Source organism: Solwaraspora sp. WMMA2056 (assembly GCF_030345095.1).
Taxonomy (GTDB): Bacteria; Actinomycetota; Actinomycetes; order Mycobacteriales; family Micromonosporaceae; genus Micromonospora_E.
This window is the reverse complement of sequence record NZ_CP128360.1, coordinates 1808801-1833737: the sequence shown is the minus strand read 5'-3', so window position 1 is coordinate 1833737 and position 24937 is coordinate 1808801. Positions and strand designations below refer to the sequence as shown.

Genomic DNA, 24937 nt, shown 5'->3' with positions numbered 1-24937 from the left:
GGCTCAGTGGAAGAAGTGCCGGGTACCGGTGAGGTACATGGTGACCCCGGCGGCGGCCGCCGCGGCGATCACCTCCTCGTCGCGCATCGATCCGCCGGGCTGCACGACCGCCCGTACCCCGGCGTCGAGCAGCACCTGCAGGCCGTCGGCGAACGGGAAGAACGCGTCGGAGGCGGCCACCGACCCGGCGGCCCGCTGCGCACCGGCCCGGCGGACCGCCAACTGGGCGGAGTCGACCCGGTTGACCTGGCCCATCCCGACCCCGACGGTGGCCCCGTCGGCGGCCAGCAGGATCGCGTTGCTCTTCACCGCCCGTACCGCCCGCCAGGCGAAGACGAGGTCGGCCAGTACGGCGTCGTCGGCCGGCGTACCGGTGGCCAGCCGCCACTGCGTCGGGTCGTCACCGGCGGCGTCGATCCGGTCGGCGGTCTGGGCCAACGTACCGCCGGTGACCTGCCGCCACTCGACGGCGGCCGGCTGCCACGGCGGCGCGACCAGCAGCCGCAGGTTCTTTTTCCTCGCCAGCACCTCGACGGCCCCGGGCTCGAACCCGGGCGCCACCACGACCTCGGTGAAGATCTCCGCGATCTGGCCGGCCAATTCGACGGTGACCGGCCGGTTGACCGCGATCACCCCGCCGTACGCCGACACCGGGTCGCAGGCGTGCGCCTTGCGGTGCGCCTGCGCGACGTCGTCGCCGACCGCGATGCCGCACGGGTTGGCGTGCTTGATGATCGCCACCGCCGGGGCGGTGAAGTCGTTCGCCGCCCGCCAGGCCGCGTCGGCGTCGACGTAGTTGTTGTACGACATCTCCTTGCCGTGCAGCTGCTCGGCCTGGGCCAGCCCGGCCGGGGCCGCCGGGTCCAGGTAGAGCGCGGCCCGCTGGTGCGGGTTCTCGCCGTAGCGCAGCACGGCGGAGCGGCGCAGCGCCGTACCGGCGAACTCGGGCCAGTCCACCGACTGGTCGGCGTCCGCGTCGACCAGGACGCGGGCACACCAGTCGGCGACCGCCACGTCGTACTCGGCGATGTCGGCGAAGGCCCGCGCCGCGAGGGCGCGGCGCTGCCGCAGGGTGAAGCCGCCGTCGGCGAGGGCCTGTTCGATCAACGGGTACGCCGACACCGAGGTGACCACCGCGACGCTGGCGTGGTTCTTCGCCGCCGCCCGGACCATCGCCGGGCCACCGATGTCGATCTGCTCGACGCAGCCGTCCAGGTCGGCACCGGAGGCGACGGTCTGCGTGAACGGGTAGAGGTTCGACACCAGCAGGTCGAACGGCGCGACGCCGAGATCGGCCAGCTGCCGGGTGTGGTCGGCCGAGCGCAGGTCGGCCAGGAGTCCGGCGTGGACGTGCGGGTGCAGCGTCTTGACCCGACCGTCGAGGCACTCGGGAAAGCCGGTGACGTCCTCGACCCGGACCACCGGCACGCCGGCGGCGGCGATCGTCGACGCCGTGGAACCGGTGGAGACGATCTCCACCCCGGCGGCGTGCAGCAGGCCGGCCAGTTCGGTCAGGCCGGTCTTGTCGTAGACGCTGATCAGCGCACGGCGGACCGGGCGACGGCCGTCGGTGGTGGTCGGGTTCATCCGATGGTGACCTTTCGGTGCGAGATGCTCCAGCCGTGCCGGACCAGCCGGCCGACGTACTCGACGAGTTGGGCGCGTTCGGCCTGCTTGATCCGCTCGGTCAGGCTGGCCTCGTCGTCGTCGGGTTCGACCGGGACGGCGACCTGGGCGACGATCGGGCCGGTGTCGACGCCCGCGTCCACGAAGAACAGGGTGGCCCCGGCCAGCTTCACCCCGTAGGCCAGGGCGTCCCGGGGGCCGTTCATGCCGGGGAAGGCCGGCAGCAGCGAGTTGTGGGTGTTGACGTACCGGTCGCCGAAGGCGTCCAGGAACCGCGCGCCGACCAGCTTGAGGAAGCCGGCGGAGACGACCAGGTCGGGCCGGTACGCCGCGACCTGGTCGGTCAGCGCCGCGTCCCAGTCGGCGCGGGTCGGGTGGTCGCCGACGCGGGTCACGAAGGTCGGCACTCCGGCGGCGGCCGCCCGGTCCAGGCCGGCGATGCCGTCGCGGTCCGCGCCGACCGCGACCACCTCGGCGCCGTACGCCGGATCGGCGGTGGCGTCGAGCAACGCCTGCAGGTTGCTACCGGAGCCGGAGACGAGCACCACGAGTCGGGCGGCGGACGAGGTCACGCCAGCACCCTACCCGGCGGTGCGCCGGTGCGTCGCAGGCCATCGGGCGACGGGATTTGCGCTGACCAGATACGCTGCCGGTCGCTCGGGCAGTTTCCATCTCCGGCCCGGCCTGAGCGTCGTCGTCGTGAAGGAGTGCCCTGTGCAGCCCGGCTATCCAGGCCAGGATCCGTACGGCCAGCAGCCCCAGCAGCCCCAGCAGCCCCAGGATCCGACCTCGTCTCCACCGTCCGACCCGTACGGCCAGCCCGGCTACGGCCAGCCCGGCTACGGTCAGCCCACGTCGGGGCAGCCGGCCTACGGCATGCCGCCCACTTCCGGCCAGCCGTACGGCCAGCAGCCGCCCCCGGGCCAGCCCTACTCCGACCCGTACGCGCAGCAGCCGGTGCCGGGTCAGCCGTACCCGGCGCCGGGTTACGGCGCGCCGGGTCCGCAGAAGAACAACACCCTCGGCCTGGTCGGCATGATCGTCGGTATCACCTCGATCGTGCTCGCGCTGTGCTGCCCGCTGCTGGGCATCCTGGTGGCGATCGCCGGCATCGTGCTCGGCTTCCTCGGCCGTAACAAGGCAGATCAGGGTCTGGCGGACAACCGGGGTCAGGCGATGGCCGGTCTGATCTGTGGCGCGGTCGGGGTCGTGCTCGGTATCGCCAACGCGATCCTCGGTGTGGTGTTGCAGACCGGCGGTGGCTTCAGCTTCTGAGCTGGCCGGCCTCCTGAGCGTGCAGGGCGTCCCGGGTCAACCGGGGCGCCCTGCGGCGCGTCTGCGGCTGATCCGGGGCGCCCCACGGCGCTGCCGGGGTGGCTGCCGCCGGGGGCCACCGGCCGCCACCGGGTCGGCCGGGGGCGCCGCCACGGCGCGGGCCGCACCGGCACCGATCGCCGCGCCGACGCCGACCACCGCACCCGCGACCGCCGCCACCTGCCAGGCGACCGGCCCGACCTCGGCGAGCCGGCCGGCGCCGAGCGGACCACCGGAGGCGGCGGCACCGGCTCCGAGGATCACCCCGGCGACCGGGCCGCTGAGCAGGGCCGTACCGAGCAACGTGAACCACCCCACCGGCTCGCCGGGCCCGGCGGTGTCGTCGACGCCGACGGCGGGCCAGCGCCGGGTCAGTACCCAGCCGGCGGTCATCCCGGCCAGCACCGGCAGGGCCAGCAGCGCGGCGCTGAGCCCGCCGGACGGACCGCCCGGCAGGCCGGCGAACAGCGGTACGGCCGGCAGACTGCCGAGGGTGACCTCACTGGTGCGTACCGCCGTGCCGGTGCCCAACGCGAACCCGGGGCCGAGCAGATAGGACGTCGCCCACATGGCGGCGTTCGGCGCGTACGCGAGGCTGAGCAGGGTGATGCCGGCCTGGCCGGCGACGCCGGCCCGGTAGACGCCGATGGTGTCGGCGGCGTCCCCACCACTGACCGCCACCGACAGCCCGACGGCACCGGCACCGGCCGCGAGCACCAGCAGCGCCGCGACCAGCCCGGTCCGGCCGGCGTGGCGCAGCGGCACCGGGACGCGGGCCCGTAGCCGGGCGTCGACGCCGGTGGTCCGGGCCGCGCCGAGCAGCGCACCGACCGCGCCGAACACCGCCAACCCGATCCCGGCCCGGGTCGGGTCGGCCGCTGCCGCCGTGGTCCCGGCGACCAGCCCGGCGGCGGCACCGGCGGCGCCGTACACGAGGCCGACAGCGAGCGCGACGGCGGCGGTGTGCCCCGGCGAACCGCTGCGGCGGGCACCGATGGCCCGGGTGGTGTGCACCCCGGCGCGGTAGATCCGCCAGGCGGCGAGGACGCTGAGCAGCAGCGGGGCCAGCCCGAGCGGGCCGGTCGAGGTCCCCAGCGGTACGCCGTGGCCGAGCAGCCAGGCGGCGAGGCCGACGCGGGCCGCGTCGGGCACCGACGACGCCCCTTCGGCCGACCGCAGCAGCCACAGCACCGCCGCGACCGGCAGGTAGGACACGACCGCCGCCCAGAGCGTGGTGACGGTGGCCGCGACCAGTAGCGGGGCCCGGCGGCGTCGGGCCGCACCAGGTGTCGACGGCCGGCCGGCACCGGGCGGCCGGGCGGCACCGGGCGGCCGGGCCACGTCGACAGGTACGGCGTGGTCCGGCGGCGGTTCCGGGGGGTGGGCTGCCATCGTGCCTACTTTGGCACGTCAGTGCACCGATGCTGCGGCATTACCGCCGTGGTCGGGCCGGTGACCTGCCGAACCACCCACCAATTCGGGCAAAAGACCGTACGCTCGGTGGCGTACCGCACCGCCCACGGCGGCGGTCGTCGACTCGACGGGGGTGTACGTGACCGCGCAGTATCCACCGCCTGCGGCAGCGGCCGGCAGCGACCGGAGCACCCTGTGGGGTGTGCTCGGCATCGTGGTCGGCCTGCTCTGCTGCGGCATCCTCGGGATCCTCTTCGGCGCGCTGTCGATCCGCGACGCCAACCGCTTCGGCAAGTCCACCGTGCTGGGTTGGGTGGCGATCGTGCTCAGCGTGCTGAACATCATCGGTGGGGCCAGTCTCTGGGCCACCGGGAACTACCCGATCGGCTGACCGGCAGCACGCAGGGGGCCATCGACCGGTCGCCCGGTAGCTGGCCCCCTGCGGTGCACGGCGCGGTACGGCGGCTCAGCCGCCGGTGATGACCTGCCGCATCAGGCGGGCGGTCTCACTCGGCGTACGGCCGACCTTGACGCCGGCTGCCTCCAGGGCGGCCTGCTTGGCGTCGGCGGTGCCGGCGGACCCGGAGATGATCGCGCCCGCGTGGCCCATGGTCTTGCCGGGCGGGGCGGTGAACCCGGCGATGTAGCCGACCACCGGCTTGGTCACGTTGGCCTTGATGAACTCGGCGGCCCGCTCCTCGGCGTCGCCGCCGATCTCGCCGATCATCACGACGGCGTCGGTCTCCGGGTCGTCCTGGAAGGCTGCCAGGGCGTCGATGTGGGTGGTGCCGATGACCGGGTCACCGCCGATGCCGACGCAGGTGGAGAAGCCGATGTCGCGCAGCTCGTACATCAGCTGGTAGGTCAGCGTGCCGCTCTTGCTGACCAGGCCGATGCGCCCGGCCGGGGTGATGTCGGCCGGGATGATGCCGGCGTTGGACGCGCCCGGCGAGGCGATCCCCGGGCAGTTCGGGCCGATGATCCGGGTCTTGCCGCCGGAGGCGACGTTGTAGGCCCAGAACGCCGTCGAGTCGTGCACCGGGATGCCCTCGGTGATCACCACGGCGAGCGGGATCTGCGCGTCGATGGCCTCCATCACCGCGGCCTTGCAGAACGCCGGCGGGACGAAGATGACCGTGACGTCGGCGCCGGTGCTGCTCATCGCCTCGGTGACGCTGGCGAAGACCGGCAACCGCACGTCGCCGAACTCGACCTGCTGGCCCGCCTTGCGGGGGTTGACCCCGCCGACGACGTTGGTGCCGGCGGCGAGCATCCGCCGGGTGTGCTTGGAGCCTTCGGAGCCGGTCATCCCCTGCACGATGACCCGGGAGTCCTTGGTCAGCCAGATCGCCATTTCGATCACTGTCCTTCCGGGCGGCCGGACGCCGCTGCGGCGAGCTGCGCGGCCCGCTCGGCCGCTCCGTCCATGGTGTCGACCCGCTCGACGAGCGGGTTGGCGGCCGAGTCGAGGATGGCCCGGCCGGCCTCGGCGTTGTTGCCGTCGAGGCGGACCACGAGCGGCTTGGTGACCGTCTCGCCGCGCTGCTCCAGCAGCGCCAGGGCCTGCACGATGCCGTTGGCGACCTCGTCGCAGGCGGTGATCCCACCGAAGACGTTGACGAAGACGGTCCGTACGGCCGGGTCGGAGAGCACGATCTCCAGCCCGTTGGCCATCACCGCCGCGCTGGCCCCGCCGCCGATGTCGAGGAAGTTGGCCGGCTTGACGCCGCCGTGCGCCTCACCGGCGTACGCCACCACGTCGAGGGTGGACATGACGAGCCCGGCACCGTTGCCGATGATGCCGACCGAGCCGTCGAGCTTGACGTAGTTGAGGTCCTTCTCCTTGGCCCGCTGCTCCAGCGGGTCGACGGCGGACTGGTCGACCATCGCCTCGTGGTCGGGGTGCCGGAAGCCGGCGTTCTCGTCGAGGGTGACCTTGGCGTCCAGGCAGAGCACCCGGCCCTCGGTGGTGCGGGCCAACGGGTTGACCTCGACGAGGGTGGCGTCCTCGGCGATGAACGCCTGCCAGAGGCGTACCGCGATCTCGGTGATCTGGTCGGCGAGCTCCGCCGGGAAGCCGGCTGCGGTCACGATCTCGGCGGCCTTGGCCTCGTCCACCCCGACGGTGGCGTCGATGGCGATCTTGGCGACCCGCTCCGGGGTCTCGGCGGCGACCTGTTCGATGTCCATGCCGCCAGCGACGCTGGCGATGCAGAGGAAGGTACGGTTCGCCCGGTCCAGCAGGTACGACAGGTAGTACTCGTCGGCGATGTCGGCGGTCACCGTCAGCATCACCTTGCCGACGGTGTGCCCCTTGATGTCCATCCCGAGGATGTTGGTGGCGTGGGTGGTCGCCTCGTCGGCGTCCTCGGCCAGCTTGACGCCGCCGGCCTTGCCCCGACCACCGACCTTGACCTGGGCCTTGACCACGACACGGCCGCCGAGGCGCTCGGCGATCGCGCGGGCCTCTTCCGGGGTGGTGGCGACGCCGCCGGCGAGCACGGGCAACCCGTGTCGCTCGAACAGCTCGCGCCCCTGGTACTCGTACAGGTCCACGTTTGCGCGTCCCGTTCCGTCTCCGCGGCGCGCCGTCGCGCCGCCGCCAGCGTGCATTGCAGATGACTTGTCCGGTCACGAGCCGTGACCGGCCATTGGCGCAGCCTAACCACCCGTACCGGTGGGGCCAGCAGCCGGGCGGACGGTGTGCGCAACCGCACACACCTCGCCCGGCCGGGAAAAAGGCCGGCCGGCCACGTAACCACCGGTGACGGGCGTCGTTGACTGTGATGTCGGTGCACGCACAGCGGCGCCGACGCGAAAGCGGCCGATGCCCTGTCGGTCGAGGGGTGGCGGCGGGGCATCGTGCATGGAGAGGCCGGACGTGTGAGGGGTGCGTCCGGCCTCTCACCTATTGGCGGACGTGCGTCGCCTGATCGCCGCGCGTCATCTGTAACGCCGCGCGTCGCCGGGCTGTCCGGACACGTTGCCGCGTACCCAGTCGACGATCTCACCGGTGCTCGCTCCGGGGGTGAAGATCCGGGCGACGCCGAGCGCGGCGAGTGCGGCGATGTCGTCGTCGGGGATGATGCCGCCGCCGAAGACCACGATGTCCTCGGCGTCGCGCTCGCGCAGCAGGTCGAGGACCCGGCGGAAGAGCGTGAGGTGCGCGCCGGAGAGCACCGAGAGCCCGACGGCGTGGGCGTCCTCCTGGATCGCGGTCTCGACGATCTGCTCCGGGGTCTGGTGCAGGCCGGTGTAGATGACCTCGATACCGGCGTCGCGCAGCGCGCGGGCCACCACTTTGACTCCCCGGTCGTGGCCGTCGAGCCCCGGCTTGGCCACCACCACCCGGATCCGCGTCTGCATCGCTGCGCCTCCCGCCCGTCGGCCCGCCGCATGCGGCCCTTAACGAAGGTTAACCAACGTCGGCAGGCTGGCGGGAGCCTGTCCGTCGCCCGACACGGGACAGCGGACCGACACACTGAACGCACGATAAGTATTGCTCAATGTAACCGGGAGTTACCAACGAGTGGGCTAATAAAAGGTTACGAATTCGGACAATACACAACGGACGATCGCAGATCGTCAACGGTTTTTTGCGAGTCGGGTTGTGGCCAGGCTGGGGGTTGGCTACCGTGTCCACGGTTGTCATCTGGTTCCGGCCAGAACCAACCCGGCCAACGAGCGTTAACTACACGGTCCTACGACGCTTGCACCACCGGCCGAACTACCCGCCAACGGAGGGTGTGCGTGCGCCAACGCCTGTCGTCAGAGCCCGACAGATATCGGGGTCGCCGCCGCGTACCCACCCCCCCTCGCAACCGGTACGCCGCGGTGATGACCACCGCCGTGGTCGGCGCGGGTGTCGTCGCCCTCGGGGCCAGCGCGATGCCGGACGCCAAGACACTGAGCCCTGCGGCCCTGGCCGACCTGGAGACCACGGCCGCCCTGAGTGACCAGGCCCTCGAGCGCGCCAGCGACGCCGAGCGGGCGTCGCGGGACACCGACCGCGCGCCGGCCACCTCGATGACCCAGGCAGCGCCGGACGTGTGGATGCTGCCGCTGCACGGCTACACCTTCACCTCCCCGTACGGGATGCGGTGGGGCAAGCTGCACGCCGGTGTCGACCTGGCCGCCCCGGAGGGCACCCCGTTCCAGTCGATCCACTCGGGCACAGTCACCCTGGCCGGCTGGAACGGCGGCTACGGCTACTGCGTCATCGTCAAGCACGACGACGGCACCGAGGCGGTCTACGGGCACGCTTCCCGGCTGCGGGTCACCGCCGGCGACCGGGTCGAGGCAGGCGACCTGCTCGGGGACGTCGGGAACACGGGCCACTCCTACGGCGCCCACCTGCACCTGGAGGTGCACGTCGAGGGCGAAGCGAAGGACCCGATCCCGTGGTTGCGGGACAAGGGAGTGGACATCCAGCTACAAGTGGAGTCAATTTACGGTGGAGTAGTCGACTCCTGACTGAGCGTATCAGTAGTTGACCGCCCAGACCAGCCGGTCTGGGCGGTTTCTTGTGTCCTCGATCGCCCAGAAGTGACCTGCACCACTCGACGCATTGTGATCGGCGTCACGTTCAACCGCCAGCAAAAACTACGCAGAGCTACCGCCCGCGCCGCAGAACTCCCCATCCGTGAGCACCCTGAGTCACTTCTCCTGGTACCCCGTACCCACCCTCCGTGGTTGGCACACCACCATTTTCGGGTCCGTGCTCTCCCTACCACGGAGGTCCCCCCGTGTCGCACACCGAGCCTTCCCGGCCCGCCGCACCGGCCCGACACCGCGCCACCGGCGCGCACCGGCTCCCGCCCGGTGCCCGCGCCCGGATCCGTCACATCGGGCGGCGCAGCCGCACCGTGGCGCTCACCGGGCTGGCCATCGCCGCCCTCGGCATCGGCGGTGCCGCCACCGCCCTGACCTACCCCGACGAGCCTGGGCAGAACGACCCCACCACCGTCACCACCGCCGGCGAACGGACCACCGACGAGCAGGCGGCCATCGACGAACGGGCCGACACGGCACAGCGGGCCGACCGCAGCGAACGCCGCGCCACCGCCGAGCCCGGCGGGCAGGCCGGCTTCGGCCCGGCCGACGCCACCCCGACACCGAGCGGTACGACATCTGCCGCCGCACCCACCGACGCGGCGACCCCGACCGAAGCCGGGACCGACGCGGGCGCCGACGCCCCGGCCGACAGCGGAGCGGCCACCGCTGCCGCCGCCACCGCGCCCGACCCGACACCGAGCGCCAGCCCCGACTGGGTCACCCCGATGCCCGGCGCGCAGATCACCTCCTGCTACGGCCAGCGCTGGGGCGTCCTGCACGCCGGAATGGACCTCGCCATGCCTGCCGGTACGCCGGTCCTGGCCGCCGGAGCGGGCACCGTCACCGTCGCCGGCTGGGCCTACACCGGGTACGGCATCTCCGTGGTGATCGACCACGGCAACGGTCTGCTCACCCACTACGCCCATCTCTCCGCCACCAGCGTCGCCGTCGGCGACAAGGTGGCCCCGGGCGACCAGATCGGCCAGGAGGGCTCCACCGGTGACTCCACCGGCCCGCACCTGCACTTCGAGGTGCACGTCGGTGGGCTGTGGAGCCAGGTCGACCCGGCGCCGTGGCTGCGCGAACGCGGCGTCGACCTGGGCTGCTGACCGCTGCGGTACGGGCCGGGTCAGACCTTCTCGATCGGGGCGTGCCGCAGCACCAGCCACATCGTCTGATCACCGAAGTCGATCTGCGCCCTGGCCGCCGGGCCGTGCCCCTCCACCGCCAGCACCCGACCCAGCCCGTACCGCTGGTGGTTGACCCGCTCACCGACCGCCACCTTCGGCGCGGTGGGCAGCTCGCTGGCGGTGCTCAGCCGGCTCGGGTCCACCCCGAGCCGCGCAGCGAGGCGGGCGGCTTTCGGCGTACCGCCGGCGAAGCCGCCACCGCGCGCCACCAGCGACCGGTCCGCGGCCCCCGACCGGCCACCGACGCCGCCGCCCGTGCCGGACCAGGACGTGTACGCGCCCTCGGTGCGTTCCCAGCGGACCAGCTCGGCCGGCAGCTCGGCGAGGAACCGCGACGCCGGGTTGTACGCCGGCTGCCCCCACGCCGCCCGGGTGACCGCGCGGGACAGCAGCAGCCGCTGCCGGGCCCGGGTGATCCCGACGTACGCCAGCCGCCGCTCCTCCTCCAGCTCCCGGGTGTCGCCCAACGCCCGCAGGTGCGGGAAGACACCGTCCTCCAGGCCGGTCAGGAAGACCACCGGGAACTCCAGGCCCTTCGCGGTGTGCAGCGTCATCAGCGTGACCACGCCCTGGTGGTCCGGATCGTCGTCGGGCACCTGGTCGGCGTCGGCGACCAGCGCCACCTGCTCCAGGAAGCCGGCCAGGGTGGCCGGCTCGTCGGACGCCTCGACCCGCTCGGTGTACTCCCGGGCGACGCTGACCAGCTCCTGCAGGTTCTCCACCCGACCGGCGTCCTGCGGGTCCAGGCTCTCCTCCAGCTCGGTGAGGTATCCCGAACGCAGCAGCACCGCCTCCAGGACCTCCTCCGGCGTGCCGGTGGCCGCCTGCTCGCGGACCCCGTCGAGCAGCGCCACGAAGTCGCCGATCGCGTTCACCGCCCGGGTGGAGATCCCCGGGGCCTCGGCGGCCCGACCCAGCGCGGCACCGAACGAGATCCGCTCCCGGGCGGCCAACGCCTCGACGCACGCCTCGGCCCGGTCACCGATCCCCCGCCGGGGCGTGTTGAGCACCCGCCGGATGCTCACCGTATCGTCGGCGTTGACCACCGCCCGCAGGTACGCCAGCGCGTCGCGGACCTCCTTGCGTTCGTAGAAGCGCACCCCGCCGACCACCTTGTACGGCAGCCCGACCCGGATGAACACCTCCTCGAAGACCCGTGACTGGGCGTTGGTGCGGTAGAAGACCGCGACGTCGCCAGGGCGGGCCGACCCGTCGTCGCAGAGCTGGTCGATCCGCCGGGCCACCCAGTCCGCCTCGGCGTGCTCGGTGTCGGCGACGTAGCCGACGATCGGCTCGCCGTCGCCCTGGTCGCTCCAGAGCCGTTTCGGCTTGCGGCCGGCGTTGTTGGTGATCACCGCGTTCGCGGCGGACAGGATGGTCTGGGTGGAGCGGTAGTTCTGCTCCAGCAGGATCGTGCGGGCCTGGGCGAAGTCGCGCTCGAACTCCAGGATGTTGCGGATGGTCGCGCCCCGGAAGGCGTAGATCGACTGGTCGGCGTCGCCGACCACGCAGAGCTCCCCCGGCGGTACGCCGTCGCTGCCGTCCCCGACCAGCTCCTTGACCAACTGGTACTGCGCGTGGTTGGTGTCCTGGTACTCGTCGACCAGCACGTGCCGGAACCGTCGACGGTAGTTCTCCGCGACGTGCGGGTGGGACTGCAACAGGTGCACCGTCGTCATGATCAGATCGTCGAAGTCGAGCGCGTGCGCCTCCCGCAGCCGGCGCTGGTAGAGCGCGTACGCCTCGGCGAGCGCCCGCTCGTTGGGGCCGGCCGCCCGGTCGGCGAACGTCTCCGGGTCGACCAGCTCGTTCTTCAGGTTCGACACTCCGGTGGCCAGCCCACGGGCCGGGTAGCGCTTCGGATCCAGGTCCAGCTCGCGGGCGACGAGCTGCATCAGTCGCCGGGAATCGTCGGCGTCGTAGATCGAGAAGGTGGACTTCAGACCGGCGTGCTCGTGCTCGGAGCGCAGGATCCGCACACAGGCGGAGTGGAACGTGGAGACCCACATCATCCTGGCCCGGGGGCCGACCAGGTTGCCGACCCGCTCCTTCAGCTCCCCGGCGGCCTTGTTGGTGAAGGTGATCGCCAGGATCTGGCCGGGGTGGGTGCCCCGGGCGGCGAGCAGGTACGCGATCCGGTGGGTCAGCACCTTGGTCTTGCCCGACCCGGCACCGGCGACGATCAGCAGCGGACCACCGGCGTGGGCGACCGCGTCCCGCTGCGGACCGTTGAGACCGGTCAGCAGGGCCGCGCCGGCAAGGGAACCGTCGTCGCCGGTCCGGGCGCGGTCAGCGGTACGAGGGCTGTCGTCGGGTACGCCACTACCGCCACGGCTGGCAGCAGGGACGGGTGTGGCCGCTGGGGTTTCGAAGAGAGGATGCATCGCAGCAGGAGTCTATGCCGACCGACTGACAGCGGTGAGCAGGCTCTCGGCGGGCAGTTGGCGGGAATCCTTGCGCTGGCGTACCGGGCATGGGCATACTCACAGACGTGATCGGCCGAGCGCGGTTTTACTTTACCTACGGTTCCGGGAGTCCGGCTGCCGCAGGTCGCGCCTGATCATCAGACCTACGAATGCCCCGGCTCTCGCGAGAGTCCGGGGCATTTCGCGTGCCGGGCATCGCGGGGCGTCCGCCGGGGGCCCGACCAGTCCAGGAGGCAGGACATGGGGACCAACGCCGTGGCGCCGCAGAGCGCCGAGGACAGCGCCACCGGGGCAGGCGCGGCCGGCACACCGCCGGCTGGCCGGCAGCAGACCGGCACCGACGCGCCAGAGGCGTCCGACCGGATCCTGGCGATCCGCGACCGGATCAACGAGATCGACGAGGCGCTGATTTCGTTGTGGCAGGAGCGCGCCGAGCTGTCGCGCCAGGTCGGCGCGGTCCGGATCGCCTCCGGCGGCACCCGGCTGGTGCTGTCACGTGAACGCGAGATCATGGAGCGGTACCGCACCGCGCTGGGCGCGGACGGCACCCAACTGGCCCTGCTGGTGCTGCGCGCCGGCCGCGGGCCGCTGTGAACCACCCGTGAACCACCGCTGAAACCGCCCTCGGGCCACCGCTGACGCAACGGTGGCCGGCGCCGGTCCCCGCCCCAAGGGGTGACGACCAGCGCCGGCCACCGTGGGCGACAGCGCGTTCTGTGAGCCTGTTCCTTGACGCCTATTCCTTGACGCCCACCACGTTGCGTACCTCGGCGAAGTGGCAGGCGCTCGGGTGCGCCGACGCGTCCCGTACGGTCAACGCCGGCTCATCGGTCGCGCAGATGTCCTGCGCCTTCCAGCAGCGGGTGCGGAACCGGCAGCCCGACGGCGGGTCGGCCGGCGACGGCACGTCACCCTCCAGGACGATCTGGTCGCGCAGGCCGCGTACCGTCGGGTCCGGCAGCGGCACCGCGGAGAGCAACGCCTGGGTGTACGGGTGGGTCGGCCGCTCGTAGATCTCGTCCTCGTTGCCGATCTCCACGACCTTGCCGAGGTACATCACCGCGACCCGGTCGGCGATGTGCCGCACCACCGACAGGTCGTGCGCGATGAAGATGTACGACAGCCCCAGCTCCTGCTGCAGCTTCTCCAGCAGGTTGATCACCTGGGCCTGGATCGACACGTCGAGCGCGGAGACCGGCTCGTCGCAGAGGATGATCTCGGGACGCAGGGCGAGCGCCCGGGCGATCCCGATCCGCTGCCGCTGCCCGCCGGAGAACTGGTGCGGGTACCGGTTGATGTGGTCGGGGTTGAGGCCGACCAGGTCCAGCAGCTCCTGGACCCGCCGCCGCCGGTCGCCGCGCGGTGCGACGTCCGGGTGGATCTCGAACGGCTCACCGATCAGGTCGCCGACCGTCATCCGCGGGTTCAGCGACGTGTACGGGTCCTGCATCACCAGCTGGATGTTGCGCCGGGCCCGACGCAGCTCGGCACGGCTGCGACCGGCCACGTCGGTGCCGTGCACCAGGATCGAACCCGACGACGGCTTCTCCAGCCCGACCAGCAGTTTGGCCAGGGTGGACTTGCCGCAGCCGGACTCGCCGACGATGCCGAGGGTCTCTGCCCGGCCCAACTGCAGGTTGATGCCGTCGACCGCGCGGACCGCACCGATCTGCTTCTTGAACAGGATGCCCTGGGTCAGCGGGAAGTGCTTGACCAGGTCCCGGGTCTCCAGAACGACGTCACTCATCGCCCTTGACCTCCTTCCAGAAGTGGCAGGCGGAGGTACGGGTGGGGGCCACCGGGAACCGCGCTGGTGGCGGATCGGCCCGGCAGATGTCCTGCGCGTACCGGCACCGGGGGTTGAACGAGCAGCCCGGTGGGATGTTCGTCAACGCCGGCGGCAGACCCTTGATCACGTTGAGCTGCTGGCCCTTGAGGTCGATCCGGGGGATCGACTCCAGCAGCGCCTTGGTGTACGGGTGCGCCGGTGAGGCGTAGATGTCCCGGACCGGCGCCTCCTCGACGACCCGACCCGCGTACATGACGGAGATCCGGTCGGCGACGTCGGCGACCACGCCCATGTCGTGGGTGATCAGTACCAGGCCCATGTTGCGTTCCCGCTGCAGCTCCGCGAGCAGGCTCATCACCTGGGCCTGGACGGTCACGTCGAGGGCGGTGGTCGGCTCGTCGGCGATCAGCACCTCGGGGTCGAGCGCCAACGCCATCGCGATCATGACCCGCTGGCGCATACCGCCGGAGAACTGGTGCGGGAAGTCGTTCACCCGCTGCCGGGCGGCCGGGATCTTCACCAGGTCGAGCAGCTCGACCGCGCGGGCCTTGCTGTCGGCCCGGGACATCCCCCGGTGCTTGCGGAACAGCTCGGACAGCTGGAACCCGACGGTGAAGACCGGGTTCAGCGCCGACAGCGCGTCCTGGAAGATCATCGCGATCCGGTTCGCCCGGATCTTGCGACGCTGCGACTCCGGCAGCTTCAGCAGGTCGACGCCGCGGTAGCGGATCTCGCCACCGGTGACGAATCCGGGGGGCGAGTCGATGATGCCCATGATCGCCTGGGCGGTGACGCTCTTGCCGCAGCCGGACTCGCCGAGGATCGCCAGGGTCTCTCCGGGCTGCAACGAGAAGCTGACCCCGTTGACCGCGTGCGCGATGCCGTTACGGGTACGGAACTCGACCTGCAGGTCCTTGACCTGCAGCGGCGGGGCGCTGGAGTCGAGGCCGGGCAGCGCGTCGATGGTGGCGGTGATGTCTCTGTCCGTCGTCATGGCTCACCTCACCGCAGTTTCGGGTCGAGGGCGTCACGCAGCGCGTCGCCCATGAGGATGAAGGAGAGCACCGTGCCGACCAGCAGGCCACACGGGAACAGCAGCAGCCAGGGGTCCTCCAGGAAGTAGACCTGGTGGGCGTTGATCATGATGCCCCAGGACTGCGTCGGCGCCCGCAGGCCGACACCGAGGTAGGTCAACGTCGCCTCGGCCGCCACGAACGCACCCAGCGCGATGGTCGCGTAGACGACCATCGGCGCGATCGCGTTCGGCAGGATGTGCCGCAGCATCATCCGGCCGTTGGTCGCGCCCATCGCCCGCGCCGCCTGGACGTAGTCCAGCCCCTTGGAGGAGATCACGCTGCCCCGGATGATCCGGGCGATCGTGGTCCAGCCCAACAGGATCAGCACCGCGCCGATCGTCCAGACGTTCTGGATCCGGATCACCGTCAGGAAGACGATCGCGCCGAGCAGGAACGGCAGCGAGAAGAAGATGTCGGTGATCCGGGAGAGGATCGCGTCGACCCAGCCGCCGAAGTAGCCGGCCAGCAGGCCGATGGCGCCGCCGATGAGCACGATGCCCGAGGTCGCGAAGATCGCAATCGACAGCGACGGCCGGGCACCGTAGATGGCGTGCGAGTAGTAGTCGCAGCCCAACTGGTCGAAGCCGAACGGGTGGTCCCAGCTCGGTGGCGTCCGGGTCCGGGAGACGTTGCAGTCGGCCGGGTTCTGGCTGGTCCACAGCCCGGGGAAGGCCGCCATCGAGCCGACGATCAGCAGGTAGATCGACGCGATCACGAAGACCGGGTCGCGGACCAGCTGCCGGCCCGCGTCGGCCCAGAGGCTGGCGTTGCGCTCCGTACCGGTCGTCGCGGTGCCGTTGGACGCGGTGCCGTTGGACGCGGTGCCGTTGGACGCGGCGTCGCCCGGGGTCGGGGTCCCGGCGGTGGGCGGCTCACCGTCGTCGACGGTCTTGGCCGCGTTGGTCGGGTCACTCATGGTGCCACCTCACTACGCTCGGTCCGCCGTGGGTCCGCACGGCGCCGGGCAGGCCGATGTGTCGGTTGTGCTCACTCATAGCGGATCCGTGGGTCGAGGACCGCGTAGAGCAGGTCGACCAGCAGGTTCACCACGAGGAAGACCAGGACCAGCATGGTGACCACGCCGATCGCCACGGACGCCTCACCGCCGGTCGCCGACCGGGCGACCAGCAGGCCGATACCGGGGACGTTGAAGATCCGTTCGGTGACGACCGCGCCGCCCATCAGGACGCCGACGTCGACGCCCAGGTAGGTGATCACGGGGATCAGCGAGTTGCGCAGGGTGTGCACGCCGACGACCCGCTTGCGGGCCAGGCCCTTGGCCTTGGCGGTACGCACGTAGTCGGACCGGATGTTCTCCATGATGCTGGTCCGGGTGAGCCGTGCGGTGGTGGCCAGCGACACGGCGCCGAGCACCAGACCGGGGATGACCAGGCTGGCGAACGGATACTCCACCTTGAACCCGGCGCTGAAGACCCCGCGGGATATCAGGTCGGGTATCCAGTCGATGTCCCGCAGCACGTTGCCGAACTTGACCCCGACGTACTCGCGCACCACGATGCCGAGCACGAAGATCGGCACCGAGATCACGAACACCGTCGAGATCTTCACCAGGTAGTCGGCGAAGCTACCGCTGCGCAGCCCGGCGAGCACGCCGGCGGCGATGCCCACGATGGACTGGAAGAGCATCGCGATCAGGACGATCTTCAGGGTGAACGGCACCGCGTCGGCCACCATCTCGACGACCGGCCGGCCGCGCAGGTTCACCCCGAAATCGAAGTGCAAGAATATGCCTTGCAGACGGTCACCGAACAGCCCGAAGCAGGGGTTGAATTTCTGTTCCAGGCACGGGTCGTCGAGCCCCAGCTTGGCGCTGAGGGCGTCCATCTGCGCCTGGCTGGGGGTCCGGTCGCCGAACAGTGCCCGGACCGGGTTGCCGCTCAGTTGGATACCCACCGAGGTGATGTAGTGCAGCAGGAACATCGTCCCGAGCACGGTGGGGATGAACTGGAGCAACCGTCGGATGACGTAGCGCCCCATGACGGGGGTCTCCTCTCGGCGCTAAACGTGGCGGCAACAGGCTCCTCGTGGGAGTCCCGTTGCCGCCACGTCGCGTTACGACTTGATCAGTCAGACCCGGAGGTCAGGAGTTGCTCTTCAGCGTGATCTTGCCGTACTCGGCGTCCGAGATCTTGTTCCAGACGAACTGGTCGACGTTCTCGCCGTACAGCGCCGCGACCTTGCTGAACCACATCGGGATGACCGGCAGGTCCTCCACGACGAGGTCCTCGGCCTGGTTGTAGAACGGGATGGCCGCTTCGAGGTTCTCGGCGGCGTCACCCTGGGCGATCAGGGCGTCGAACTCCTGGTTCGAGTACGTGGAGTTGTTGCTACCCGAACCGGTGCCGTACAGCGGCTGCAGGTAGGTCTCGATGACCGGGTAGTCCGGGCCCCAGCCGAGCCGGAACGGGCCGGTGAAGGCCTTCTGGTCGGCGGTGGAGAGGTACTCGGGGAACTGCAGGTTGACCTTCAGCTCGTATTCGATGCCGAGGGCGGCCTTGATCTGGTCACCGACGGCCTGCAGCCAGGCCTCGTGGCCGGCACCGGCGTTGGCCCACAGCTCCAGCGGCCCGCCCTGCCAGCCGCCGGCTTCCGCCAGCAGCTGCTTGGCCCGCTCGATGTCCTGGGTGCAGTACTCGCAGACGCCCGGACGGTAGCCGTCGAAGGTCGGCGCCACGACACCCTCGGCCGGGGTGAACCGGCCGTTGAAGACGGCGTCGATGATGCCCTGCCGGTCGATGGCCAGCGAGAACGCCTGGCGGACCCGCTTGTCCTGGAAGTTCTCGTTGTACAGCGGCATTCCGACGTAGGTGAAGCTGTCGCCCGGCGCCTCGTACATCTGCTCGCCGTACTGCTGCTTCGCCTCGGCGTAGCGGGCCGGCGGGATGGTGTACATCACGTCCAGCTCGCCGGCCTGGAAGGCGGCGTAGCCGGCGTCGACGTTCTGGTAGATCTTGTACGCCAGGGTGTCGGCCTTGCCCTTGTCCTCACCCGCCCACGAGTCGCTGCGCACCAGGGTGATGCCGACGTCGTGCTGCCAGCTGCCCTCGATCTTGTAGGGGCCGTTGCCGATCGGGGTCTCGTTGCAGGCCTCGCTGTCGGCGATGCAGGCCTCGGCCATCGGGAAGAAGCCGGAGTAGCCGACGATCGCCGGGAAGCCGGAGAACGGCGCCTTCAGCTCGACGGTGAAGGTCATGTCGTCGACCTTCTGCAGACCGGACAGCTCCTGCGCGACCGGCTCCGGGGCCTCCTGCGGCCCGTCGCCGTCCGGGTCCTCACCGGCGGTGACCTCGTCGATGCCGGCGATGCGCTTCATGAAGTACGAGTTGTTCTGGGCGTTCGGCCCGTACGCCGTGAAGTTCCACGCGCGGATGAAGGCGTCGGCGTTGACTGGCTCGCCGTTGTCGAAGGTGTAGCCGTCCTTGACCTTGATGGTCCAGGTCTGGTTGTCCTCGGACTCGATGGACTCGGCAAGGTCGTTCTCCGGCTCACCGGTCTCGGCGTTGTACTTGACCAGACCACGGTAGAGCTGGCGGATCACCAGGATGGACGGCTCGTCGTCACCAGCGGACGGCAGCAGGAAGGCCGGCTCCGAGGCATAGATGCGAAGTTCACCGCCGGAGTCGTTCTCCGTGGTCTCTCCGCTGTCGCTACTGCAAGCGGTGGCGAACAGAGCGATGGCGGTCGTTGCGACCGCCACCTTTAGGGATTTCCCACGCATGGGAGAGCCTCCTCAGGGCGCTCACGGGGGGGTTGTGAGGTGACTGACACTGTGACACCAGGTAGCCCGTTGCGTGAAGGTGCCGTTATCAAGCCGATACGCGGCCGGGACGGCTCCGATACGCCGATCGAGATCTCTCGACCTCGCCCGGAACCCGTGCTGACCTGGGCATCCGACCACTGTACAACCCCAATTACCGGAGAGTAGGGACGCCCTGCTGTGACCTTCCCCGCCACCCTCCGTGACTCTCGGATGTCAAGTTAATACTTTCCGTCACCGCTCGCCCGGGGTGTCCGAATGCCGGATTGGCGACAATTGCGAGATTGTAACCCCGGCGTTAACGCGAGTCCGCAGTAGCGCCGCCCGACGGGTTGGACCAGCCGGAGTAGACCGCCACCCCACATCCGTGGCGCCATCAGGTTCCCATCATCCGGGAGATAGAGCAAGTCCACTGGCGGTCAGATCAACCGCCGGTCTGCTGCCCATCTGGACAGTTCGTACCGGTTTGACATCTGCAGCTTCCGCAGCACGTTCGACACGTGGGTCTCGACCGTCTTGATCGAGATGAAGAGCTCCTTGGCGATCTCCTTGTACGCGTACCCCCGGGCCAGCAGCCGCAACACCTCGCGCTCCCGGTTGGTCAGCTGGTCCAGCTCCGGGTCCACCACCGGGGCGTCCGGCCGGGCCGCGAAGGCGTCCAGCACGAACCCGGCCAGTCGAGGGCTGAACACCGCGTCGCCGTCGGCGACCCGGTGGATCGCCGCCGCCAGGTCCTCCGGGGAGATCGTCTTGGTGACGTAGCCGCGGGCTCCGGCCCGGATCAGCCCGATCACGTCCTCGGCCGCGTCGGACACACTCAACGCCAGGAACCGCACCGACGAGCGGCCGGCTCCCGGACCCCGCAGGACGGCGTCCAGCACCGCCCGTCCGCCACCGTCCGGCATGTGTACGTCGAGCAGTACCACGTCCGGTTGCGTCGCGGCGATCCGGCTGACCGCCTCGGCGACCGTGGCGGCCTCGCCGATCACCGCCACGTGCGCCCCCAGCTCGGCCCGCACCCCGGCCCGGAACATCGCGTGGTCGTCCACCAGGAAGACCCGCAGTCGCCGCCCGTCGGAGGTGTCCGGCTCACCACCCGTCGTCGGTCGACCGGTCGCCTCGTCCATCACTGTTGGTCCTCTCCTGTCGGGGTCTCCGGGCCGACCGGAAGGGTCAACCGGACCTCGGTGCCCTCGCCCGGCGTGCTGATGATCTCCGCCCGGCCGCCGTGTCGACGCATCCGCCCGACGATCGAGCCACGCACCCCGTGCCGATGATCCTCGACCTGCGCCGGGTCGAAGCCGGCGCCCCGGTCCCGGACGAAGACGCTGAGCTGCTCGGGTTCGGCCTCGGCGTACAGCGAGACGGTCTGCACCCCGGCGTGCCGGGCCGCGTTGACCAGCGCCTCCCTCGTCGCCGCGACCAGGGCGCCGACCCGCTCGTCAGTGCCCCGGTCACCCACCACCACCGCCTCGACGCTGAGCCCGTAGGTGTCCTCGACCTCGGCCGCTGCCTGCTCCAACGCGGCCGCGAACCGTTCCGTCGGCGACGCCGTCGGCTTGTACAGCCAGTTGCGCAGCGACCGTTCCTGGCCACGGGCCAGCCGCTGCACGGCCTTCGGGTCGGCGGCGTTGCGCTGGATCAACGCCAGGGTGTGCAGCACCTGGTCGTGGATCATCGCGGCCAGCTCGGCCCGCTCCTGCTCGCGGACCCGGCCCTCGCGTTCGGCGCGCAGCTGGTTGAAGGTCCGCCACAGCACCGGCGCGGTCACCACCCCGACCCCGGCCAGCCCCACCAGGGCGAAGATCACCCCGTTGAGTACGGCGGCGGAGTTGCCCTGCGGCGTGTACACCGCCACCACGCCGATCACGCCGACCGCGACGAGCAGCCCACCGCCGATGAACCGCAGCAGGAAGGCCCGCCGGTCGCTCTCCTCGACGACCGCCCCGAGCCAGGGCACCTGCGGCAACGTCTCGCTCCACGCCCGGCGCCGTTCCGGAGCGGCGTCGTGCCAGATCACGCCGGCCCCGACCGCGACGATCGCGACCAGCCAGCCGGCGGTGGTGCCGATCCCGCTGGAGGCGAAGACCAACGCCTGGATCAGGATGACGCCGAGGCCGATCGCGACGAACGGCAGCAGCTCGACCAGGTCCCGCCGGCGGGGCTGGCCGTTGCTGGCCGGCGGGACGACGGCCCAGAACGCCGCGTAGAGCAGCACCCCGAGCCCGCTGAAGCCGATCAGTACGACGAACGCCGCCCGGACGCCGACCAGCGGCAGGCGCAGATGCTGTGCGATCCCGGCAGCCACACCGGCCACCACCCGCTGCTCACGGGAGCGGTACAGCCGTGGTGGCTCGATCGCGGTGGTGATCTGGGCCTCCCGGGACGGCACGGACGCCGACGCGGCCGCGGCGGCGCTTCGATCGTCACACGTCGGACACCGCCCGGACCACGGGGACGACCCGGAGACCCGGTGGCATCGGATCTCAGGGTGCGCTCAGGGTCGAATCCCGAGGCATGCCGGGCGGCCGGACGCGCAGGATCACCCTATGACCGACGACCCGACCACGCCGCACGGTCCGGTGCCGCCACCGGGCCCGCCGCCCGGTCCGCCACCCGCCGGTGACCCGTCACGGGGCGAGCCCTCGGCGGCCGGACCGCCACCGGCCGGTGACCCGCCGCCGACCGCCGAACCGCCACCGGCCGGTGACCCGCCGCCGACCGCCGGACCGCCACGGGGCGAGCCGTCGGCCGCCGAACCGCCACGGGGCGAGCCGTCGGCCGCCGAACCGCCCGGTGGCGGGTCGGCCTGGGGTCCGCCGCCCGGGGCCTTCACCCAGCGGTACGGGCTCGTCCGGCCGCGGCAGGGCCGCTACCTGGCCGGAGTCTGCGGGGCGATCGGGCGGGCCACCAACACCGACCCCGTCCTGTGGCGGGTGCTGCTGGCCGTCCTCGGCTTCTTCGGCGGCATCGGCATCCTGGTCTACCTGGTGGTCTGGCTGGGCACGCCGAGTGAGGGGGACGACACCTCCCCGGTGGAGGGGCTGCTGGGCCGGGGTCGGTCGAGCATGTCGCCGGTGACCGTACTGATTCTCGGCATCCTGGCCGCAGTGATGTTCGCCTTCATCGTCACCGACGGGTTCCGCGCCGTGCTGCTCGGCTCGGCGGTGCTGATCGGTGGGGTGCTGCTGCTCAACCGCAACGCCCACCAGGGCGGCCCGGCACCGGCCCCGTACCCCGGTGGGGCCCCCGAACCGGCCCAGTCGGCACCGATGGCCGCAGCCGCCACCCCGTACCCCCCGTCGGGTTTCCCGGCCCCGGCGCCCTACCCGACGTCCTACCCGGTGCCGGCGGCCCCGGTGCCGGCGTATCCGTCGGCGCCCGGCGGGGCCGGCGCCGCGCCCGCCGCCGGCTACCGGGCACCGTTCGCCCCTTACGGGCCGTACGCGACCCGCCCGTCGCCGTACGGCCCGGTGCCGCCACCGCCACCGCAGCCACCGGCGCCAGTGCCGCCACCACCGCCGAAGGTGCGGTCCCGACTCGGCACCGTCACCTTCTCGATGATCTTCGTGGTGCTGGGTGTGGTCGCCGTGATCGACCTCACCGACGTGGCCGCGACCCCCCCGTCGGCCTACTTCGCGGCGGTCCTCGCCACGATCGCGGTCGGTCTGCTGGTCGGCGCCTGGTTCGGCCGGGCCCGGTGGCTGATCGCGCTGGGGCTGGTGGCCAGTGCGGCGGTCGGCATCTCCAGCCTGGCCGAGTCGGTCACCGCGACCGACACCCAGGCGGTGTACTGGCAGCCGGCCGACTACGACCAGCTGGCCTACCGGTACGAGACGACGTTCGGCGACGCCGTTCTCGACCTGCGCGACGTCGACTTCACCGACCGGCAGACGGAGGTGACGGTGACGCTCGGGCTCGGCACGCTGCTGGTGCAGCTGCCGCCGGAGGTGGACGTGCGGGCCGAGGCCGATGTGAAGGCCGGTGAGGCCGTGGTGCTCGGCCAACGGTGGAGCGGGTTCGACCAGTCCCCCCGGGTGATCTCCGATCTCGGCGACGACGGCGCCGGCGGCGGCGAACTCACCCTGCGTGTCAAGGTAGCGGCCGGCGACCTGGAGGTGGTCCGATGAAACGGCACCGTACCGACGCAGTGTCCCTCACCTTCGGGTTGATCTTCAGCCTGGTCGCCGGCTGGTGGCTGGTCTCCCGCCTGGTCGACGTCCCGCTCCCGCAGGTCGGCTGGGTGGTCGCCGGTGGTCTGATCCTGATCGGCGTCCTCGGCCTGGTCGGCGCGCTGCGCTCGGGCCGGGGCGACCGCGCCGACGCACGGCAGACCGACGAACCGACCGGCACACCGCAGAACGGGGACGACAGCGACGCGCCGACCCTCACCGAGCTGAGCGACCTGCCCGGTCCGCCACGCGGTTGACGGCCGCTGCGGGGTGTCGGGCCGGCACCTATGCTGGGCTTCGCGCCCCGCCATCACCGCCGCAAGGAGCCCGCCCGACATGTCTGACGCCCCTGTCCCGTCCGCAGCCGCCACCGTGGGCATCGGTGACCGTGCCGCCCGGGCACTCACCGCCGAACTCGCCCGGGACAACGCGGAGAAGCACGCACTGCTGGTGGACGCGACAGCCGGATCCGCCGTCCTCGGTGCCGCGATCGACGCGCTGCTGCCCGGCGACACCCTCACCGTGGTGCCGGCCGACGCCGGACAGGCCGCCAGACTGCGTACGGAGATCGCCGCGCACGGCCGCTGGGTGGCCGACCGGGTCCGGGTGGTGGACTCGCTGTCCACCGCCGACCCGGCCGAGCTCCTGATCGTCGGGTCGGTCCTGACCGGCACCGGCGAAGAGGCCCGGGCGGCCGTCGACGGGTACACCAAGTACCTGGCCGACGGCGGCGTACTGACGGTGGCGGCACCCGCGCTGCCCGGCGGCTCCGCCGGTGCCGCCGCCGAGCTGGACCGGCAGGCCGCGTTGTTCGGCAGCGGCAGTGACCTGGTGCTGCGCAACGCCCCGCCGCTGCGGGTCCACCGGCTGCGCTTCGCGAGCGCCCAGGTCGCGCGGGCCGACCGGCTCGGGCCGCTGTACCGGACCAGCAGCGTGCCGCTGACCCGGGACATGCACATCGATTCCAACGGTGTCGCGGCCGCCGCGATCGCCCTCGGACTGGCCGCCGCGACCCGGCTGGCCAGGCCGAAGAGCCGGCTGTGGCTGCTGCCGGCCCTGGCGGCGGCCCCGGTCGCCGCGTTCTTCCGCGACCCGCAACGCGACGTGCCGCAGGACCCGGCGGCGGTGGTGGCGGCCAGCGACGGCCGGGTGTTGTCGGTCGAACGGGTCCGGGACGAGCGGCTGGGCGCGACCGAGTTCCTCCGGATCGCGGTCTTCCTGTCGGTGCTGGACGTGCACGTCAACCGGTCCCCGGTGGCCGGGCGGGTGGTCGACCACTTCGTCGTCGACGGCGGGTTCGCCGCCGCGATGAAGCCGGCGGCCGAGCACAACGTGGCGGCGTACACCGTGCTGGAGACCTCGCACGGCCGGGTGGTCGTCGCGCAGCGAACCGGGATGGTGGCGCGGCGGATCGTGCACCGGGCCCCGGTCGGCGCGCTGCTGGCCAAGGGCGAGCGGTTCGGGCTCATCCGGTTCGGCTCGCGCACCGACGTCTACCTGCCGGCCGAGTCCGTCGACGCCCTGGTCGGCCCGGGTGACCGGGTCGCCGGTGGCGCCTCGGTCATCGCCCGCTGGCGCTGACCGGGGCACACGCGGCTC

Annotated in this window: 22 protein-coding genes; 8 read left to right on the top strand and 14 right to left on the bottom strand. The window is 71.6% G+C overall.

From position 1 onward, the window contains the following. Positions 1-3: 3 nt before the first annotated feature. Positions 4-1587 (bottom strand): bifunctional phosphoribosylaminoimidazolecarboxamide formyltransferase/IMP cyclohydrolase, encoded by a 1584-nt coding sequence (gene purH / locus O7608_RS08485; protein ID WP_289209416.1) that lies wholly within the window; start codon positions 1585-1587, stop codon positions 4-6. Continuing rightward, positions 1584-2198, bottom strand: coding sequence for a phosphoribosylglycinamide formyltransferase (purN, locus tag O7608_RS08480; protein ID WP_289209415.1), 615 nt, complete (start codon positions 2196-2198; stop codon positions 1584-1586). The genes purH and purN overlap by 4 nt, the downstream gene beginning before the upstream one ends. A 142-nt stretch (positions 2199-2340) precedes the next feature. On the opposite strand from purN, the gene O7608_RS08475 reads away from it, so the two are divergent. Beyond that, on the top strand, positions 2341-2901 hold the full coding sequence (locus O7608_RS08475) for a DUF4190 domain-containing protein (protein ID WP_289209414.1): 561 nt from the start codon (positions 2341-2343) through the stop codon (positions 2899-2901). 36 nt (positions 2902-2937) lie between these two features. Here O7608_RS08475 and O7608_RS08470 read toward each other — a convergent pair whose 3' ends face one another. Then, positions 2938-4332 carry a cell division protein PerM gene (locus O7608_RS08470; RefSeq protein WP_289209413.1) on the bottom strand — a complete coding sequence of 465 codons (1395 nt, stop codon included), beginning with the start codon at positions 4330-4332 and terminating at the stop codon, positions 2938-2940. Positions 4333-4492: 160 nt separating this feature from the next. Between O7608_RS08470 and O7608_RS08465 the strand changes: the two genes are divergently transcribed. After that, positions 4493-4744: a hypothetical protein gene (locus tag O7608_RS08465; RefSeq protein ID WP_282223937.1), complete on the top strand. Its 252-nt coding sequence runs from the start codon at positions 4493-4495 to the stop codon at positions 4742-4744. Positions 4745-4819: 75 nt separating this feature from the next. Here O7608_RS08465 and sucD read toward each other — a convergent pair whose 3' ends face one another. The 3 genes from sucD to O7608_RS08450 form a co-directional block, all read right to left on the bottom strand. After that, a complete protein-coding gene (sucD, locus tag O7608_RS08460) occupies positions 4820-5707 on the bottom strand; it encodes a succinate--CoA ligase subunit alpha (RefSeq protein WP_289209412.1) in 888 nt (295 codons plus the stop codon). A gap of 5 nt (positions 5708-5712) precedes the next feature. Next, positions 5713-6909, bottom strand: a complete 1197-nt coding sequence (sucC, locus tag O7608_RS08455; protein WP_289209411.1) for an ADP-forming succinate--CoA ligase subunit beta — start codon at positions 6907-6909, stop codon at positions 5713-5715. Positions 6910-7296: 387 nt separating this feature from the next. Next, positions 7297-7719 carry a cobalamin B12-binding domain-containing protein gene (locus tag O7608_RS08450; RefSeq protein ID WP_289209410.1) on the bottom strand — a complete coding sequence of 141 codons (423 nt, stop codon included), beginning with the start codon at positions 7717-7719 and terminating at the stop codon, positions 7297-7299. Positions 7720-8103: 384 nt separating this feature from the next. Here O7608_RS08450 and O7608_RS08445 point away from each other — a divergent pair, with 384 nt between their 5' ends. Further along, positions 8104-8826 (top strand): M23 family metallopeptidase, encoded by a 723-nt coding sequence (locus tag O7608_RS08445; RefSeq protein ID WP_289209409.1) that lies wholly within the window; start codon positions 8104-8106, stop codon positions 8824-8826. 272 nt (positions 8827-9098) lie between these two features. Further along, on the top strand, positions 9099-10016 hold the full coding sequence (locus O7608_RS08440) for a M23 family metallopeptidase (RefSeq protein WP_289209408.1): 918 nt from the start codon (positions 9099-9101) through the stop codon (positions 10014-10016). 20 nt (positions 10017-10036) lie between these two features. Here O7608_RS08440 and pcrA read toward each other — a convergent pair whose 3' ends face one another. Continuing rightward, a complete protein-coding gene (gene pcrA, locus O7608_RS08435) occupies positions 10037-12481 on the bottom strand; it encodes a DNA helicase PcrA (protein ID WP_289209407.1) in 2445 nt (814 codons plus the stop codon). Between the two features lie 282 nt (positions 12482-12763). On the opposite strand from pcrA, the gene O7608_RS08430 reads away from it, so the two are divergent. Then, positions 12764-13117, top strand: a complete 354-nt coding sequence (locus tag O7608_RS08430; RefSeq protein WP_289209406.1) for a chorismate mutase — start codon at positions 12764-12766, stop codon at positions 13115-13117. Between the two features lie 142 nt (positions 13118-13259). On the opposite strand, the gene O7608_RS08425 is transcribed toward O7608_RS08430, so the two are convergent. From O7608_RS08425 to O7608_RS08395, 7 genes are all read right to left on the bottom strand, one after another. After that, entirely contained in the window at positions 13260-14270 is a 1011-nt protein-coding gene (locus O7608_RS08425; protein WP_289209405.1) for an ABC transporter ATP-binding protein, read from the bottom strand. Next, positions 14263-15306 carry an ABC transporter ATP-binding protein gene (locus tag O7608_RS08420; RefSeq protein ID WP_289209404.1) on the bottom strand — a complete coding sequence of 348 codons (1044 nt, stop codon included), beginning with the start codon at positions 15304-15306 and terminating at the stop codon, positions 14263-14265. Before O7608_RS08420 ends, O7608_RS08425 begins: the two co-directional genes overlap by 8 nt. An 8-nt stretch (positions 15307-15314) precedes the next feature. Continuing rightward, the gene (locus O7608_RS08415; protein ID WP_289209403.1) at positions 15315-16304 is read right to left on the bottom strand and encodes an ABC transporter permease; all 990 of its coding nucleotides are present in this window, start codon (positions 16302-16304) and stop codon (positions 15315-15317) included. A 71-nt stretch (positions 16305-16375) separates the two neighbouring features. Beyond that, on the bottom strand, positions 16376-17386 hold the full coding sequence (locus O7608_RS08410) for an ABC transporter permease (protein WP_289209402.1): 1011 nt from the start codon (positions 17384-17386) through the stop codon (positions 16376-16378). Between the two features lie 103 nt (positions 17387-17489). Then, entirely contained in the window at positions 17490-19127 is a 1638-nt protein-coding gene (locus tag O7608_RS08405; RefSeq protein WP_289209401.1) for a peptide ABC transporter substrate-binding protein, read from the bottom strand. Positions 19128-19585: 458 nt separating this feature from the next. Beyond that, the gene (locus O7608_RS08400) at positions 19586-20293 is read right to left on the bottom strand and encodes a LuxR C-terminal-related transcriptional regulator (RefSeq protein ID WP_289209400.1); all 708 of its coding nucleotides are present in this window, start codon (positions 20291-20293) and stop codon (positions 19586-19588) included. After that, positions 20293-21558 carry an ATP-binding protein gene (locus O7608_RS08395; RefSeq protein WP_502959188.1) on the bottom strand — a complete coding sequence of 422 codons (1266 nt, stop codon included), beginning with the start codon at positions 21556-21558 and terminating at the stop codon, positions 20293-20295. Before O7608_RS08395 ends, O7608_RS08400 begins: the two co-directional genes overlap by 1 nt. A gap of 157 nt (positions 21559-21715) precedes the next feature. On the opposite strand from O7608_RS08395, the gene O7608_RS08390 reads away from it, so the two are divergent. The 3 genes from O7608_RS08390 (at position 21716) to O7608_RS08380 (ending at position 24919) form a co-directional block, all read left to right on the top strand. Continuing rightward, positions 21716-23296: a PspC domain-containing protein gene (locus O7608_RS08390; protein ID WP_289209399.1), complete on the top strand. Its 1581-nt coding sequence runs from the start codon at positions 21716-21718 to the stop codon at positions 23294-23296. Continuing rightward, complete coding sequence (locus O7608_RS08385) at positions 23293-23595, top strand: hypothetical protein (RefSeq protein WP_289209398.1); 303 nt, start codon at positions 23293-23295, stop codon at positions 23593-23595. Before O7608_RS08390 ends, O7608_RS08385 begins: the two co-directional genes overlap by 4 nt. Positions 23596-23674: 79 nt before the next feature. Next, the gene (locus tag O7608_RS08380) at positions 23675-24919 is read left to right on the top strand and encodes a phosphatidylserine decarboxylase (RefSeq protein ID WP_289209397.1); all 1245 of its coding nucleotides are present in this window, start codon (positions 23675-23677) and stop codon (positions 24917-24919) included. Positions 24920-24937 lie beyond the last annotated feature (18 nt).

What these genes read in the sequence shown, in the direction of transcription:
- purH (WP_289209416.1), bottom strand. Translation starts at nt 1,587, where the DNA reads ATGAACCCGACCACCACCGACGGCCGTCGCCCGGTCCGCCGTGCGCTG.
- O7608_RS08470 (WP_289209413.1), bottom strand. Translation starts at nt 4,332, where the DNA reads ATGGCAGCCCACCCCCCGGAACCGCCGCCGGACCACGCCGTACCTGTC.
- sucD (WP_289209412.1), bottom strand. Translation starts at nt 5,707, where the DNA reads ATGGCGATCTGGCTGACCAAGGACTCCCGGGTCATCGTGCAGGGGATG.
- O7608_RS08450 (WP_289209410.1), bottom strand. Translation starts at nt 7,719, where the DNA reads ATGCAGACGCGGATCCGGGTGGTGGTGGCCAAGCCGGGGCTCGACGGC.
- pcrA (WP_289209407.1), bottom strand. Translation starts at nt 12,481, where the DNA reads ATGCATCCTCTCTTCGAAACCCCAGCGGCCACACCCGTCCCTGCTGCC.
- O7608_RS08430 (WP_289209406.1), top strand. Translation starts at nt 12,764, where the DNA reads ATGGGGACCAACGCCGTGGCGCCGCAGAGCGCCGAGGACAGCGCCACC.
- O7608_RS08425 (WP_289209405.1), bottom strand. Translation starts at nt 14,270, where the DNA reads ATGAGTGACGTCGTTCTGGAGACCCGGGACCTGGTCAAGCACTTCCCG.
- O7608_RS08420 (WP_289209404.1), bottom strand. Translation starts at nt 15,306, where the DNA reads ATGACGACGGACAGAGACATCACCGCCACCATCGACGCGCTGCCCGGC.
- O7608_RS08415 (WP_289209403.1), bottom strand. Translation starts at nt 16,304, where the DNA reads ATGAGTGACCCGACCAACGCGGCCAAGACCGTCGACGACGGTGAGCCG.
- O7608_RS08410 (WP_289209402.1), bottom strand. Translation starts at nt 17,386, where the DNA reads ATGGGGCGCTACGTCATCCGACGGTTGCTCCAGTTCATCCCCACCGTG.
- O7608_RS08405 (WP_289209401.1), bottom strand. Translation starts at nt 19,127, where the DNA reads ATGCGTGGGAAATCCCTAAAGGTGGCGGTCGCAACGACCGCCATCGCT.
- O7608_RS08400 (WP_289209400.1), bottom strand. Translation starts at nt 20,293, where the DNA reads ATGGACGAGGCGACCGGTCGACCGACGACGGGTGGTGAGCCGGACACC.
- O7608_RS08390 (WP_289209399.1), top strand. Translation starts at nt 21,716, where the DNA reads ATGACCGACGACCCGACCACGCCGCACGGTCCGGTGCCGCCACCGGGC.
- O7608_RS08385 (WP_289209398.1), top strand. Translation starts at nt 23,293, where the DNA reads ATGAAACGGCACCGTACCGACGCAGTGTCCCTCACCTTCGGGTTGATC.
- O7608_RS08380 (WP_289209397.1), top strand. Translation starts at nt 23,675, where the DNA reads ATGTCTGACGCCCCTGTCCCGTCCGCAGCCGCCACCGTGGGCATCGGT.